15 protein-coding genes are annotated in these 13,503 nt (G+C 66.9%); 12 read left to right on the top strand and 3 right to left on the bottom strand.

Translation table 11 applies throughout. The annotated features are described in order from the left end of the window. Positions 1–54 precede the first annotated feature (54 nt). On the top strand, positions 55–966 hold the full coding sequence (locus PMI15_RS18645) for an SMP-30/gluconolactonase/LRE family protein (protein WP_036839937.1): 912 nt from the start codon (positions 55–57) through the stop codon (positions 964–966). Between the two features lie 58 nt (positions 967–1,024). Then, positions 1,025–1,951 (top strand): aldose 1-epimerase, encoded by a 927-nt coding sequence (locus PMI15_RS18640; RefSeq protein ID WP_007872721.1) that lies wholly within the window; start codon positions 1,025–1,027, stop codon positions 1,949–1,951. Between the two features lie 29 nt (positions 1,952–1,980). Here PMI15_RS18640 and PMI15_RS18635 read toward each other — a convergent pair whose 3' ends face one another. After that, positions 1,981–2,709 (bottom strand): IclR family transcriptional regulator, encoded by a 729-nt coding sequence (locus tag PMI15_RS18635; protein WP_007872720.1) that lies wholly within the window; start codon positions 2,707–2,709, stop codon positions 1,981–1,983. A 98-nt stretch (positions 2,710–2,807) separates the two neighbouring features. On the opposite strand from PMI15_RS18635, the gene PMI15_RS18630 reads away from it, so the two are divergent. The 4 genes from PMI15_RS18630 (at position 2,808) to PMI15_RS18615 (ending at position 6,479) form a co-directional block, all read left to right on the top strand. Next, positions 2,808–3,773, top strand: coding sequence for a hydroxymethylglutaryl-CoA lyase (locus PMI15_RS18630; RefSeq protein WP_007872718.1), 966 nt, complete (start codon positions 2,808–2,810; stop codon positions 3,771–3,773). Beyond that, positions 3,766–4,995, top strand: a complete 1,230-nt coding sequence (locus PMI15_RS18625; protein WP_007872715.1) for a CaiB/BaiF CoA-transferase family protein — start codon at positions 3,766–3,768, stop codon at positions 4,993–4,995. Before PMI15_RS18630 ends, PMI15_RS18625 begins: the two co-directional genes overlap by 8 nt. A 71-nt stretch (positions 4,996–5,066) precedes the next feature. Further along, positions 5,067–5,999, top strand: coding sequence for a LysR family transcriptional regulator (locus PMI15_RS18620; protein ID WP_007872713.1), 933 nt, complete (start codon positions 5,067–5,069; stop codon positions 5,997–5,999). A gap of 30 nt (positions 6,000–6,029) precedes the next feature. Continuing rightward, entirely contained in the window at positions 6,030–6,479 is a 450-nt protein-coding gene (locus tag PMI15_RS18615; protein WP_007872710.1) for a DUF2214 family protein, read from the top strand. Between the two features lie 2 nt (positions 6,480–6,481). Here the strand turns inward: PMI15_RS18615 and PMI15_RS18610 are convergent, their stop codons facing one another. Then, the gene (locus PMI15_RS18610; RefSeq protein ID WP_007872707.1) at positions 6,482–7,114 is read right to left on the bottom strand and encodes a LysE/ArgO family amino acid transporter; all 633 of its coding nucleotides are present in this window, start codon (positions 7,112–7,114) and stop codon (positions 6,482–6,484) included. 120 nt (positions 7,115–7,234) lie between these two features. Here PMI15_RS18610 and PMI15_RS18605 point away from each other — a divergent pair, with 120 nt between their 5' ends. Further along, positions 7,235–8,155 carry an HTH-type transcriptional regulator ArgP gene (locus tag PMI15_RS18605; RefSeq protein WP_007872705.1) on the top strand — a complete coding sequence of 307 codons (921 nt, stop codon included), beginning with the start codon at positions 7,235–7,237 and terminating at the stop codon, positions 8,153–8,155. A gap of 70 nt (positions 8,156–8,225) precedes the next feature. Here PMI15_RS18605 and PMI15_RS18600 read toward each other — a convergent pair whose 3' ends face one another. Continuing rightward, positions 8,226–8,516: a PsiF family protein gene (locus tag PMI15_RS18600; protein WP_007872703.1), complete on the bottom strand. Its 291-nt coding sequence runs from the start codon at positions 8,514–8,516 to the stop codon at positions 8,226–8,228. 134 nt (positions 8,517–8,650) lie between these two features. Between PMI15_RS18600 and argS the strand changes: the two genes are divergently transcribed. The 5 genes from argS (at position 8,651) to lptB (ending at position 13,392) form a co-directional block, all read left to right on the top strand. Further along, positions 8,651–10,336 carry an arginine--tRNA ligase gene (gene argS, locus PMI15_RS18595; protein WP_007872700.1) on the top strand — a complete coding sequence of 562 codons (1,686 nt, stop codon included), beginning with the start codon at positions 8,651–8,653 and terminating at the stop codon, positions 10,334–10,336. 54 nt (positions 10,337–10,390) lie between these two features. Further along, on the top strand, positions 10,391–11,026 hold the full coding sequence (locus PMI15_RS18590) for an SPOR domain-containing protein (protein WP_036839947.1): 636 nt from the start codon (positions 10,391–10,393) through the stop codon (positions 11,024–11,026). A gap of 127 nt (positions 11,027–11,153) precedes the next feature. After that, positions 11,154–11,813, top strand: coding sequence for a thiol:disulfide interchange protein DsbA/DsbL (locus PMI15_RS18585; RefSeq protein WP_007872696.1), 660 nt, complete (start codon positions 11,154–11,156; stop codon positions 11,811–11,813). Positions 11,814–11,964: 151 nt separating this feature from the next. Continuing rightward, on the top strand, positions 11,965–12,594 hold the full coding sequence (gene lptA / locus PMI15_RS18580) for a lipopolysaccharide transport periplasmic protein LptA (protein ID WP_007872694.1): 630 nt from the start codon (positions 11,965–11,967) through the stop codon (positions 12,592–12,594). A gap of 15 nt (positions 12,595–12,609) precedes the next feature. Beyond that, entirely contained in the window at positions 12,610–13,392 is a 783-nt protein-coding gene (gene lptB / locus PMI15_RS18575; protein ID WP_007872691.1) for an LPS export ABC transporter ATP-binding protein, read from the top strand. The last annotated feature ends 111 nt before the right edge of the window (positions 13,393–13,503 follow it).

The following is a 13,503-nucleotide window of genomic DNA, read 5'->3' as shown; positions in this document are numbered from 1 at the left end:
TGAGCCCGCAACAGGGAGACATCAGTGACATCGATTCCGGATACCCCCGCGGACATGTATTGGCCGCAACAGGCCACACCGGTGCCCGGCATGGCGCAGTGCGTGGACCCGGCAGGTGCCTTGCTGGGTGAAGGCACTTTGTGGTCGCCGCGTGAACAGGCTCTCTACTGGGTGGACATTCTGGGACGCCGCTTGCACCGCTTTGACCCGGCCGCCGGTGAACGCAGAAGCTGGTCTTTTGACGAGGAAATTTCCGCGCTGGCCGAACGGGCCCATGCGCCCGGCCTGATCGTCACCCTGCGGCGTGGCTTTGCGCTGTTTGACCCGGCTACGGGCGGCGAGCCGCGCTACCTGCACCAGCCGGAGCTTGCCTTGCCGGGCAATCGTTTCAATGACGGCAAATGTGATGCGCAAGGCAGCTTCTGGGCGGGCACCATGGACTTTGACTGCGTGGTCCCCACCGGCGCGCTGTACCGCTACGACCCCGATGGCCGCTGCACCTGCCATGACCAGGGTTTTGCGGTGACCAACGGCCCCACCTGGTCGGCCGACGGGCGCTACCTGTATTTCAACGACACGGTCAACGGCCGCATCCATGCCTACGACTTCGATGCCGCGGCGGGGACTTTGTCGAACAAACGGCTTTGGCTTGCCTTTGCGGCCGGCGACGGTGTGCCCGACGGCATGACCACCGACGCCGCCGGCCACCTGTGGATCGCCCACTGGGGAGGGGCCTGCGTCAGTTGCCACGACCCGGTCACCGCGCAGGAGCTGTGCCGCGTGCCGCTGCCCACAAGCCATGTGACCAACTGCGCCTTCGGCGGGCCGGACCTGCGCACACTGTTTATCAGCACGGCCCGCACCGGGCTCACGCCGGAGCAACTCGCCGACCAGCCGCTGGCCGGCGGCCTGTTCGCGGTGGCGATGGACAGCCCGGGCATGCCGGCCGGCCTGTTCGGCGGCTGATGCCGTGAGCAAAGCACCTTCACCCGCATCCATCCGCCTTCACCGTGAAAGACCTTCGATGACCGACTCCACACACCCCGTTGCCTGGCTGCGCCACGCCGGCCAGCGCCTGGGGCTGCTGCCTTCGCTGGGCGGCAGCGTGGCCGCCTGGCAACTGGACCGTCCGCAAGGGCCGCTGGATCTCTGGCGGCCTTGGGACGGCAAAACCGCAGACCTCTACCAGACCGCTTCGTTTGCCATGGTGCCGTGGTCCAACCGCATCAGCGGCGGCGGCTTCAAGCACGCGGGGCAGTTTCACGCGATGCGGCCCAACCGCAGGGGCGAGCCCTATCCCATCCATGGCGACGGCTGGCTGCAGCCCTGGGAGCTCTCGCAGCCCGCCGCCGACACGCTGGTGATGACACTGGTGTCGCACGGCTTCGACGGCAACCCCTATGACTATGAAGCCGTGCAGACCTTCCGGCTGGTCGATGGCGGGCTGGACCAGCGGGTGCAGGTGCGCCACCTGGGCATCGCGCCGCTGCCCTATGGCCTGGGCGTGCATCCCTGGTTCCCGCGCACGCCGCAAACGCGGATCACCGCGCCTGTGCAAGGCCTTTGGCTCTGCGGTGACGATCCGCTGCCGGTTGCGCACACGACCGACTTCCCTGCGGGCTGGGACCTGAACAGCGGTGCGCCGGCCAACGGCCCGCTCATCGACAACGGCTACACCGGCTGGGGAGGCAAGGCCAGCATCGCCTGGCCCGAACTGGGCCTGCAGGTCACGGCCGGCATGCCGGACTTTGAGCGCGACGGCGGCGCCGCGCGGCACTTCTGCCTGGTCTACCGGCCGCCGCAGGGGCCCGCCTTTTGTTTTGAGCCCATCACGCAGCCCATCGACGCCTTCCACCTGCCGGGCCAACCCGGCTTGCGTGTGCTGGGGCCGGGGGAACAGTTTTCGCTCAGGATCCAGTGGCGCATCGAGCCCTTGGCCGCGCAGGGCTGAGCCGATACAGGCCCAAGCCCCTCACCTCCTTAAAGCTGGGCCGTCAGTCGGCGGGCGGCTTCAAGCACCGGCTTGACATAGGCTTCGCTGTAACGGTTGGCCGGCATGGTCAGCGTCACCGCGCCCGCCAGCACGCCGTCGGCCCTGAACACCGGTGCTGAAATGCCGGCCACCTCGGCCAGCCGGTCGCCAACCGCCGTGTAGTAACCCTGTTCGCGGATCCTGGCGTAAAGCGGATGGTCCTTTCGTGCGGCGGCCTTTGCCCTGTCGGTGTCGAACGCGATCAGGATGCGGGCGCCTGTGCCGCGGTCGGCGGGCAACAGGTCGCCGGCCCGGATGTGGTCGCGGATAGGCTGCGGCGAGTCCACCCGGTACAGGCACAAGCGGGCCTCGCCCTGCCGCACATGGTAGGCCGCGCTCTCGCCGGTGGCCGCGACCAGCTGGCGCAGCACCGGCAGCACCACGCGGTCCAGCGAAAACGAGGCGGCATACACCGCGTTGAGCCGCGCCACCTCGTTGCCCAGCCCGTAATTGCCGTCGTCCAGGCGCTGCACCAGGCGCGCGTGCTCCAGCGAGGCCAGCAGGCGCAGCGTCGTGCTTTTGTACAGCTGCGTGCGGCTCGCGAGTTCCGCCAGGCTCAGCGAGGTGTCGCCCGCGCGGAATGCCGACAGCAGGGTCAGGGCGCGGTCCACCGCGGCGGCGCCGCCGGGCGCGGCGTGGCTGTCGGCAAGGGATTCGATCTGGGCTTTGCGGGGCATACGCAGCTTTCAAGGCTTGGCGCAGCGCGCGGCTTGACAAGCCGGCGTTTAGCGCGGAACATTTCATTAGAAAGAACTTCATTCTATCTTACGGAACCATGACCTCAAATGCAAGCGCCCCCCGGGCATTCCGGCCGCCTACCGAGGTGCTGATCAGCGAAGTCGGCCCGCGCGACGGCCTGCAATCGGTCCAGGCCGTGATGCCGACGGAGCACAAGCTGCGCTGGATCAGCGCCCTCTACGAAGCCGGCCTGCGCGAGATCGAGGTCGCATCGTTTGTGCCGGCCAGGCTGCTGCCGCAGATGGCCGACGCGGCCGAGGTGGTGCGGCATGCCCTGACTTTGCCCGGCCTGACCGTCATGGCGCTGGTGCCCAATCTGCGCGGCGCACAGGCGGCCCTGGCGGCCGGCGTGCACAAGCTTACCTTGCCGGTGTCGGCTAGCGCCGCGCACTCGCTGGCCAATGTGCGCAAAACGCGCGAAGAGATGGTCGAAGAGGTACGCGCCATCGCAGCGCTGCGGCGCGACACCGCACCGCACGTCAAAGTCGAGGCCGGCATTTCCACCGCCTTCGGCTGCACGCTGCAGGGCCAGGTCGCCGAAGACGAGGTGATCCGCCTGGCCGCGCAGTGCATTGCGGCGGGCGCCGACGAATCGGGCCTGTCGGATACCACGGGTTATGCCAACCCGGCGCAGGTCAAACGACTGTTCAGGCGGCTGCGCGCGGAAATCGGCGAACACGCCGGCGCGGCCCATATGCACAACACGCGCGGCCTGGGCCTGGCCAACTGCCTGGCCGCCTATGAGGAAGGCGTGCGCACCTTTGATTCATCCCTGGGCGGCCTGGGCGGCTGCCCCTATGCGCCGGGCGCGTCGGGCAATGTGGTCACCGAAGACCTGGTCTTCATGTTCGAGGCCATGGGCGTTTCGACCGGCGTGGACCTCGCCGGGCTGATGGCCGCGCGGGAGCCGCTGCGGACCGGGCTGCCGGGCGAGGCGATTTACGGCATGACACCCGAGGCGGGTTTGCCCAAAGGTTTTGTGCAGGGAGCCGTCCATGCCTGACATGCCCGACACCGGCACGCCACCGAACGGACCCGCCAAGGCCCTGCCCTATGCGGGCCTGCGCGTCGTCGAGTTCACCCACATGGTCATGGGGCCCACCTGCGGCATGCTGCTGGCCGACCTGGGCGCCGAAGTCATCAAGGTCGAGCCGATTGCCGGGGACAACACCCGCAAGCTGATCGGCTCGGGCGCGGGTTTTTTCCCCATGTTCAACCGCAACAAAAAAAGCCTCGCCGTCGACCTGCAGACGCCCGAGGGGCGCGAACTGGTGCTCAAGCTGGTCGCGACGGCCGACGTGGTCAGCGAAAACTTCAAGCCCGGCACCATGAAGAAGCTGGGCCTGGACTACGCCACCCTTTCGCGGCTCAACGAGCGCCTGATCTATGTGAGCCACAAGGGTTTCCTGCCCGGCCCCTACGACCACCGCACGGCGCTCGATGAGGTGGTGCAGATGATGGGCGGCCTGGCTTATATGACGGGCCGCGCCGGCGACCCGCTGCGCGCCGGCAGCAGCGTCAACGACATCATGGGCGGCATGTTCGGCGCGATAGGCGCGATGGCGGCGCTGGCCGCGCGCGAGAAAACCGGCAAGGGCCAGGAAGTGCAGGCCGCGCTGTTCGAGAACAACGTCTTCCTGGTGGCCCAGCACATGATGCAGTTCGCTGTGACCGGCCAGCCCGCGGCGCCCATGCCCAGCCGGATTTCGGCCTGGGCGGTCTACGACGTGTTCACGGTCAAGGACGGCGAGCAGATCTTCCTGGCCGTGGTCAGCGACACGCAGTGGGCAGTTTTCTGCGAGGCTTTCGGCCTGCAGGAGCTGCGGGCCGACCCGCGCCTGCAAAGCAACAACGACCGCGTGCGTGCGCGCGACTGGCTGATGCCGCTGCTGCGCTCGCAGCTGGCCGGGCACAGCGCCGCCAAGCTGGGCGAGGTGTTCGAACAACACGCGCTGCCGTTTGCCCCCATCACGCGGCCGCAAGACCTGTTCGAGGACCCGCACCTGCTGGCCACCGGCGGCCTCGCACCCATCACGCTGGCCGACGGCGAGCGCGCGGGGCAAACCACCCCCACCGTGCTGCTGCCGCTCACGCTGGGCGGGGAACGGCCGGGCGTGCGCATGAACCCGCCGCGGCTGGGCGAGCACACGCGGGAGCTGCTGCAGGAGCTCGGTTATTCAGGCGAGGCGATCGCGGCCTTGCAGGCCGGCGGCATCACGCGCTGACAGGTTTCAGGACGTGGAATCGATGGAGATTCCCTGTCGATTACTGACATTCATGCGCATAATGAGCATGCATGGACAAACTCAAGCAGCTGGAATCCTTTGTCTCGGTGGTGGCGCGCGGCAGCCTGACGGCGGCCGCCAAATCCGAGGGCGTGGCGCCGGCCATCATGGGCCGGCGGCTGGATGCGCTGGAAGAACGGCTGGGCGTGAAGCTGCTGGTGCGCACCACGCGGCGCATCGCGCTCACGCATGAAGGCAGCGCCTTCCTGGAAGACTGCCAGCGCCTGCTGGCCGACCTGGCCAATGCGGAGGCCAGCGTGTCGGCCGGCGGCGTCAAGGCCAGCGGGCATCTGCGCATCACGGCGCCGGCGGGCTTCGGCCGCCGCCACGTCGCGCCGCTGGTGACCCGCTTTCGCGAACAGCATGCCGACGTGACGATTTCGCTGAACCTCAGCGACCGCGTGGTCGACCTGGCGGGCGAGGGCTTTGACTGCGCCGTTCGCGTGGGCGACCTGCCCGACTCCTCACTGGTCAGCGTGCGCATGGCCGACAACCGGCGCCTGTGCGTGGCCACGCCGCGCTACCTCAAGACCCACGGCACGCCGCAGCACCCCAGCGAGCTGGCGCGCTTTGACTGCCTCACCCTGTCCAGCGATGCCTCGCAGACGCGGGGCTGGGCCTTCCAGGTGGGCGGCGAGCTGGTGCACCTCAAGCCGGGCGGGCCGCTCGACTGCTCCGACGGCCAGGTCCTGCACGACTGGTGCCTGGCCGATTGCGGCATCGCCTGGCGCAGCACCTGGGAGGTCGAATCTGAGATCGCCGCCGGGCGGCTGACGGCGGTGCTCGAAGACTTTGCCGCGCCGCCCAATGGCATTTACGCCGTGTTCCCGCAGCGCAAACATTTGCCGCTGCGGGTGCGGCTGTGGGTGGACTTCCTCAAGCACCACTACAGCCAGCCCGAGTTCTGGCGCACCCCGGCGGCCGCCACCGCACCCAAGCCCTGACAACCCCAACAAGAAAAAAAGGACCCCGCAATGACGCTCGAAGCCCTGCTGGCCTATGCCCACCTGCTGGCGATCCTCACCATGGTGGTTTTTCTCGCGAGCGAGGCGGCGCTGTGCCGCGTCGAATGGCTGAATGCCGCCGTGGTCGAACGGCTGGGCAAGATAGACATGGTCTACGGCATCTCCGCGGGCCTGGTCTTGGCGACCGGCCTGGCGCGCGTGTTTCTGGGCAGCAAGGGCGCGGCCTGGTATGCCCATAACCCCTTGCTCTATTTGAAGCTGGCCATGTTCCTGGTGATAGGCCTGATCTCCATCAAGCCGACCCTGATGTTTGTGCGCTGGCGGCGCGCGCTGCGCGCCAATGGCGCCCTGCCCGACGCGGTGGAGGTCAAGAAAGCGCGCCGGCTGGTGATGGTGCAGGCGCACATCCTGCCCTTTATTCCGCTGGTGGCGGTCTTTTTGGCCCGGGGTTTTGGCTAGCCCTAAAGCAGGCCGCGCACCAGCCAAAAAGCGGTGCCCCACATCATCAACGCCACCAGCAAGTCCATGGCGCGCCAGACGGCCGGTGAATTGAGCCTGCGCCCCACGCACCACAGCGCCACACCCAGGCCGGTGAACCACAGCAGCGAGCCGGTGATGGCGCCCAGGCCGAACACCGCGTTGTCGGGCTGCGCATAGGCCAGCGAGGCCGTGCCTATCACCACGGCCGTGTCCAGCCAGGCGTGGGGATTGAGCCAGGACAGCGCCAGCGCCAGGCCCACCGCCTTGCGGCGCGAAATGAACTCGGCGGCGACCGGCCCACCGTCAGCCGCCTGCGGCGCCGGCTGCAAAAAGCGCCGCATCGCCTGGGCGCCATAGACCAGCAGCACCAACGCGCCAGCACCGGTCATCGCGCCCAGCAGCTTGTCGGACAGGCCGCCCAGTTGCGCCAGCCCCATCACGCCCAGGGCGATCAGCGCCACGTCGGTCAACACGCAGAGGGCGACCGTGAGCCACAAGTGCTGGCGCAGCAGGCCCATGCGTATGACGTGGGCGTTCTGCGGGCCTATGGCCATGATCAACGAGAGACTCAGGACCATACCGGTCAGGAAGGCGGGGGCGGCAAGCGGGTTCATGGTATTTCTTCAAAGGTTCAGGAGAGTCGGCTTGCACGCAGTGTCGGGCAAAGCCCATAATGCTTAAACAAAGTTAACTAAAACTCTGATTGATCAATTAATACTTGACTCAAACCCACCATGCTCGACGCCCGACAACTCGATGCCCTGGCCGCCGTGATTGAGCACGGCAGCTTTGGCGAGGCCGCCAAAACCCTGAGCCTGACGCTGGCCGCCGTATCGCTGCGCATCAAGTCGCTGGAAGGCGAGCTGGGCCAGCGCCTGCTGGTGCGGGGCAAGCAGGTGCGCGCCACGCCGGCCGGCCAGGCCTTGCTGGGCCATGTGCGGCAGCTGCGGCTGATGGAGTCCGACCTGCTCGCGGGCCTGCAGGGCGGCGGTAAAGCCGGGCGCCTGCAAAGCCTGAGCGTGGCGGTCAACGCCGACTCGCTGAGCAGCTGGTTTTTGCCCGGCGTGGCGCCGGTGCTGCAGGGTCACGGCCTGCTGCTGGACGTGGTGGTGGACGACCAGGACCACACCCACGACGCGCTCAAAAGCGGCGACGTCACCGGCTGCGTGACCACGCTGGCCCAGGCCATGCGCGGCTGCGTGGCCGAGCCGCTGGGCGTGATGCGTTACCGCTGCATGGCTTCGCCGGCGCTGGTCGCGCAGTGGAACGAGCCCGCGGCGGGCGGCAAGGCGGGATCCAATCGCCTGGCCCATCGCCTGCTGGCCAGCCCGGCCGTGATCTTCAACCGCAAGGACGCGCTGCAGGACACTTTCCTGGCCCAGCATTTCAAGCTCAAGGGCGCGCTTTACCCGCGCCACTTTGTGCCGGCCGTGGATGCCTTTGAGCTCGCGCTGGAGCTGGGCATGGGCTGGGGCATGGTGCCCGACATCCTGCTGGCGGCGCGCACGCACCGCCCGCCGCTGCAGGAGGTGTTGCCGGGCTGCGCGGTCGACGTGCGGCTCTACTGGCAGCATTGGGCGCGCGAACCGCTGGCGGCGCAGCGGCTGACGCAGGCCGTCAAGCAGGCGGCGAAAGTGCAGCTGCTGCAGGACTGAGGCAAAAAAAACAGCCCGCCGGGTGGTCCCTAGCAGGCTGGTTGTAAGGTTTGTGAGAAGCGGAGCGGCTTTACTTGCTCAGGCACTCTTTCATGAAAGCCTTGCGTTCGTCGCCCTTTTTGCCCTTGGCGTCGACGTTGCAGCTCTTCATCTTCTCTTGCTGCGTGGCCTTCTTGGCGCTCAGGCATTCCTTCATGAAGGCCTTGCGTTCATCGCCTTTCTTGCCTTCGGCATCCTTGTTGCAGGCGCCCATCTTGGTTTGCTGCGCGGTCTTGGCGGGAGCGTCCTGGGCATGCGCCACCGGAGACAGGATCATGGTGGCGGCAAAAGCGAAGGCGGTCAGGGATAACAGCTTTTTCATGGTGGCTCCAATGGGTTGGGAATCGGGATTGAGTTCCGGCTGGAATTCCAACACATAACGCCGGGCCAGGCAAATTCGATGACCGGGCATACGCGCGCGCCGGGCGGCGCATGGCTTAACCGTAAAATCAGCCCATGCTCTCGATTAAAAAAGACCTGCTCGCGGCCCTGGCCGCGGGCCTGGAAGAACTTTCCCCCGGCGCGGGCGACAAGGCCGCGTTTGAATCCCCCAAGGTGGCGGCCCACGGCGACTTCGCCTGCACGGCCGCCATGCAGCTGGCCAAGCCGCTCAAGCTCAATCCGCGCCAGCTCGCCGAAAGCCTGCGCGCCATCCTGCTCAAGGCCCCGGCCTTCGAGCGCTGGGTGGACGCCATCGAGATCGCCGGACCCGGTTTCATCAACATTCGCCTGAAGCCCGCCGCGAAGCAGGAGACCGTGCGCGAGGTGCTGCAGGCCGGCACCGCCTACGGCACGCAAGCCGCAGGCAGCGGGCAACGCATGATCGTCGAGTTCGTCTCGGCCAACCCGACCGGGCCGCTGCACGTGGGCCACGGCCGGCAGGCCGCGCTGGGCGACGCGATCTGCAACCTCTTCGCCACCCAGGGCGCGCAGGTCTGGCGCGAGTTCTATTACAACGACGCGGGCGTGCAGATCCAGACCCTGGCCGCCAGCACGCAGGCGCGCGCCAAGGGCCTCAAGCCCGGCGATGCCGGCTGGCCCGAGTCGGCCTACAACGGCGACTACATCGCCGACATCGCGGCCGATTTTCTGGCGAAAAAGACCGTCAAGTCGGACGACCGTGAGTTCACCGCCTCCGGCGACGTGGAAGATATGGACTCGATACGCCAGTTCGCCGTGGCCTACCTGCGCCACGAGCAGGACCTGGACCTCAAGGCCTTCTCGGTGAAGTTCGACAACTATTACCTCGAGTCCAGCCTGTACAGTTCGGGCCGCGTCGACACCACGGTGGCGAAACTGAAAGACGCCGGCAAGACCTACGAACAGGACGGCGCGCTGTGGCTGAAGTCGACCGATTACGGCGACGACAAAGACCGCGTGATGAAAAAGAGCGACGGTAGCTACACCTACTTTGTGCCCGACGTGGCCTACCACCTGGCCAAATGGGAACGCGGTTTCGGCAAGGCGATCAACATCCAGGGCATGGACCACCACGGCACCATCGCCCGCGTGCGCGCCGGGCTGCAGGCCGCCGGCGAGGGCATTCCCCCCGGCTATCCCGACTACGTGCTGCACACCATGGTGCGCGTCATGCGCAACGGCGAGGAGGTCAAGATCTCCAAGCGCGCCGGCAGCTACGTCACGCTGCGCGACCTGATCGAGTGGACCAGCGCCGATGCCGTGCGTTTCTTCCTGCTCAGCCGCAAGCCGGACACCGAGTACATCTTCGACATCGACCTGGCGCTGGCCAAGAACAACGAGAACCCGGTGTACTACGTGCAGTACGCGCACGCGCGCATCTGCTCCATCCTCACCACCTGGGCCGAGCAGGGCGGTGACGAAGCCAGCCTGAAGTCCGCCGACCTCTCGGCACTGGACAGCCCGCAGGCCCAGGCGCTGATGCTGCTGCTCGCCAAATACCCCGAGATGCTGGCCAACGCGGCCGCCGGCCTGGCGCCGCACGACGTGGCGTTTTACCTGCGCGAGCTGGCCGCCTGCTACCACAGCTATTACGATGCCGAGCGCATCCTGGTCGATGACGAGGCCGTCAAGCGCGCCCGGCTGGCACTGGTCGCGGCGACCGCGCAGGTGTTGCACAATGGCCTGGCGGTGCTGGGCGTGAGCGCACCGCGCAAGATGTAAGAACGCCGGTCGCACCCGGATTTTCAGGACAAGGCAATGAACGTGGGCAAGGGTATGAATACACAACGAGGCGGGACGCTGCTGGGTTTGATCATTGGCGCGCTGATAGGCCTGGGCGCCGCGCTGGCCGTGGCGGTCTACATCACCAAGGTGCCCGTGCCTTTCATGAACAAAAGCCAGGCGCGCAGTCCCGACAGCGACGCCGCGGAAGCCAAGAAAAACAAGGACTGGAACCCGAACGCGCCGCTGGCCGGCAAGAACCCGCCCAAGCCACCGCCGGTCGCGGCCACCCCTGAAGTGAGCGGCGTTGCCGTTCCCGACCCCGCCGCACCCAAGGCCGCGGCCTCGGCGCCCGCCAAAAGCGCCGCCGCCAAGCCCGCCCCCGCGGCCGATCCGCTGGGCGACCTGGCCAAGGCCAAGGTCGAAGGCCTGTCGTCCGGCCCCAGCGTGGACCCTTTCAGCTACTTCATCCAGGCCGGCGCTTTCCGCACGCCCGAAGACGCCGAGCAGCAACGCGCCAAGCTGCTGTTGCTGGGCATGCAGGCCAAGGTCACCGAGCGCGAACAGGCCGGCCGCACCGTGTACCGCGTGCGCCTCGGGCCTTTCGACAAAAAGGAAGACGCCGATAAGGCCAAGGAGCGGCTGGACAACAATTCCATTGAGACAGCGCTGGTTCGCGTGCAGCGCTGACCCCTTGCTGCCGATAAGCTGAACTTTTCACGAGGCCGGTGTACAAACCCCTGTGCCCCGCACCACGAGGCCGCCGGCCGCAGGGCCGGCTTACCCACCATTTCTGTCATACCAGGAGAAGAATCTGATGCAACGCCGTGAGTTTTCGTTTTCAGCCGCTTCGGCGGCCGTCGCCAGCCTGGGCGGCATCGCCCTTCCCACGCTGGCGCAAGCCCAGGCCAGGGCCCCCAAGGACGGCGCCGATTACGTGACGCTGGACAAGCCGGCGCCCACCGAGGTCCCCGCGGGCCAGGTCGAGGTGGTGGAGTTCTTCTGGTACAGCTGCCCGCACTGCAATGCCTTTGAGCCGACGCTCGAGGCCTGGATGAAGCAGGCGCCCAAGGATGTGACCGTGCGGCGCGTGCCGGTGGCCTTCCGCCCCGATTTCGAGCCCCAGCAGCGCCTTTTTTACGTGCTCGAGGCCATGGGCAAGGTCGAGGAACTCCACAAAAAGGTGTTTTACGCCATCCACGTGGAAAAGTTCGCGCTCAACACCGCCGACTCCATCGCCACCTGGGCCGAAAAACAAGGCCTGGACAAGGCCAAGTTCATCGAGATGTACAACTCCTTCACCGTCACCACCAAGGCCCGCAAGGCCACGCAGCTGCAGGACATCTACAAGGTCGACGGCGTGCCGGCGCTGGGCATTGCGGGGCGTTATTACACCTCGGCCACGCTGGCCCAGAGCATGGTCCGCGCGCTGCAAGTCACGGATTACCTGGTCGCGCAGTCGCGCACCAAGAAATAAGGCGTCCATCCGGGGCCGTAGCAGCCCTCGCCGAAAAACCCGCCTCCTTCCAGGCGGGTTTTTTTATGCCCCTAATAATTCACCGTGCAAGCCATTCCCACAGCTTGCATGGCTACAATGGCCCAACCCAAAGCAGCAAGATTCGTGCCTTATGAAACACCCCCTTTATTCCCTCGTCCTGCCGGCCGCTTTGGCGCTGGGGATGGCGTTTCCGGCCTGGGCCGAAAAAGCCGACCGGGACAAGCCCATGAATGCGGAGGCCGATGCCCTGCGATATGACGACCTGAAGCAGACCAGCGTGTTCACCGGCAACGTGGTGATCACCAAGGGCACGACCATCGTGCGCGGCGCGCAGGTCGACGTGAGCCAGGATCCGGAGGGCTACCAGCAGGCGGTGGCTATCGCCGCGCCCGGCAAGCTGGCCTTCTACCGCAAGAAACGCGACGGCGTGGACGAATACATCGAAGGCGAGGGCGAGCGCATCGAATACGACAGCCGCGCCGACCTCGTCAAATTCATCAAGCGCGCCGTGGTGCGCCGCTACAACGGCGCCACCCTGGTGGACGAAACCACGGGCGCCGTGATCGTCTACGACAACAACACCGACGTTTTCACCGTGGACGGCGGCGCGCAAAATAAAACCGCGGCCAACCCCAGCGGGCGCATACGCGCCATGCTGTCGCCGCGCGCCGCCGCATCGGCCCCGGGCGCCACGCCCGCGCCCGTGGCCCCGCCCGCCGCCTTGCGCCCCAGCACCACGCTGGGCAATGAAAAGAACTAGAAAGAACCTGCACAGATGGATGTGGTGACTGACACTTCGGCGGCCAAGGCCGCAACCCCCAGCCGCCTGGTGGCGCAGGGGCTGCAAAAATCCTACGGCAGCCGCAAGGTCGTGCAGGACGTCTCGGTGGCCGTGCAAAAAGGCGAGGTCGTGGGCCTGCTGGGCCCCAACGGCGCCGGCAAGACGACCTCCTTCTACATGATCGTGGGTCTGGTGCGCGCCGATGCCGGCGAGATTTCCATCGACGGCCAGTCTGTGGAGCACATGCCGATTCACCTGCGCGCCCGCCTGGGCCTGAGCTACCTGCCGCAGGAAGCCTCGATTTTCCGAAAGCTCACGGTGGAAGAGAACGTGCGCGCCGTGCTCGAACTGCAGCTGGACGCGAACGGCAAGCCGCTGGGCCGCGCCGACATCGAGTCGCGGCTGGACGCCCTGCTGCAGGACTTGCGGGTGGACCATTTGCGCAATTCGCCGGCGCCGGCGTTGTCGGGCGGTGAACGCCGCCGCGTCGAGATCGCCCGCGCCCTGGCGACCCAGCCACGCTTCATCCTGCTTGACGAACCCTTCGCCGGCATCGACCCCATCGCCGTGATCGAGATCCAGCGCATCATCGGCTTCCTGAAGTCGCGCGGCATCGGCGTGCTGATCACCGACCACAACGTGCGCGAGACGCTGGGCATCTGCGACCACGCCTACATCATCAGCGACGGCCATGTGCTGGCCCAGGGCACGCCGTCCGAGATCGTGAACAACGCCGATGTGCGCCGCGTCTATCTCGGCGAGCACTTCAAGATGTGAACATGGTTCCCCCCTGTTGTCGAAAAATGGCTCCCCCCCCTTTGTCGCTCACTTCGTGTAGCCCCCTCCCCCCTCAGGGGGCTGCGCCTGCGGCCCGGCAAAGCCGGTTCC

Source organism: Polaromonas sp. CF318 (assembly GCF_000282655.1).
In the GTDB taxonomy this organism is placed as follows: Bacteria; Pseudomonadota; Gammaproteobacteria; order Burkholderiales; family Burkholderiaceae_C; genus Polaromonas.
This window is presented reverse-complemented; position numbering and strand designations above follow the sequence as displayed.

What these genes read in the sequence shown, in the direction of transcription:
- PMI15_RS18645 (WP_036839937.1), top strand. Translation starts at nt 55, where the DNA reads ATGTATTGGCCGCAACAGGCCACACCGGTGCCCGGCATGGCGCAGTGC.
- PMI15_RS18640 (WP_007872721.1), top strand. Translation starts at nt 1,025, where the DNA reads ATGACCGACTCCACACACCCCGTTGCCTGGCTGCGCCACGCCGGCCAG.
- PMI15_RS18635 (WP_007872720.1), bottom strand. Translation starts at nt 2,709, where the DNA reads ATGCCCCGCAAAGCCCAGATCGAATCCCTTGCCGACAGCCACGCCGCG.
- PMI15_RS18630 (WP_007872718.1), top strand. Translation starts at nt 2,808, where the DNA reads ATGACCTCAAATGCAAGCGCCCCCCGGGCATTCCGGCCGCCTACCGAG.
- PMI15_RS18625 (WP_007872715.1), top strand. Translation starts at nt 3,766, where the DNA reads ATGCCTGACATGCCCGACACCGGCACGCCACCGAACGGACCCGCCAAG.
- PMI15_RS18620 (WP_007872713.1), top strand. Translation starts at nt 5,067, where the DNA reads ATGGACAAACTCAAGCAGCTGGAATCCTTTGTCTCGGTGGTGGCGCGC.
- PMI15_RS18615 (WP_007872710.1), top strand. Translation starts at nt 6,030, where the DNA reads ATGACGCTCGAAGCCCTGCTGGCCTATGCCCACCTGCTGGCGATCCTC.
- PMI15_RS18610 (WP_007872707.1), bottom strand. Translation starts at nt 7,114, where the DNA reads ATGAACCCGCTTGCCGCCCCCGCCTTCCTGACCGGTATGGTCCTGAGT.
- PMI15_RS18605 (WP_007872705.1), top strand. Translation starts at nt 7,235, where the DNA reads ATGCTCGACGCCCGACAACTCGATGCCCTGGCCGCCGTGATTGAGCAC.
- PMI15_RS18600 (WP_007872703.1), bottom strand. Translation starts at nt 8,516, where the DNA reads ATGAAAAAGCTGTTATCCCTGACCGCCTTCGCTTTTGCCGCCACCATG.
- argS (WP_007872700.1), top strand. Translation starts at nt 8,651, where the DNA reads ATGCTCTCGATTAAAAAAGACCTGCTCGCGGCCCTGGCCGCGGGCCTG.
- PMI15_RS18590 (WP_036839947.1), top strand. Translation starts at nt 10,391, where the DNA reads ATGAATACACAACGAGGCGGGACGCTGCTGGGTTTGATCATTGGCGCG.
- PMI15_RS18585 (WP_007872696.1), top strand. Translation starts at nt 11,154, where the DNA reads ATGCAACGCCGTGAGTTTTCGTTTTCAGCCGCTTCGGCGGCCGTCGCC.
- lptA (WP_007872694.1), top strand. Translation starts at nt 11,965, where the DNA reads ATGAAACACCCCCTTTATTCCCTCGTCCTGCCGGCCGCTTTGGCGCTG.
- lptB (WP_007872691.1), top strand. Translation starts at nt 12,610, where the DNA reads ATGGATGTGGTGACTGACACTTCGGCGGCCAAGGCCGCAACCCCCAGC.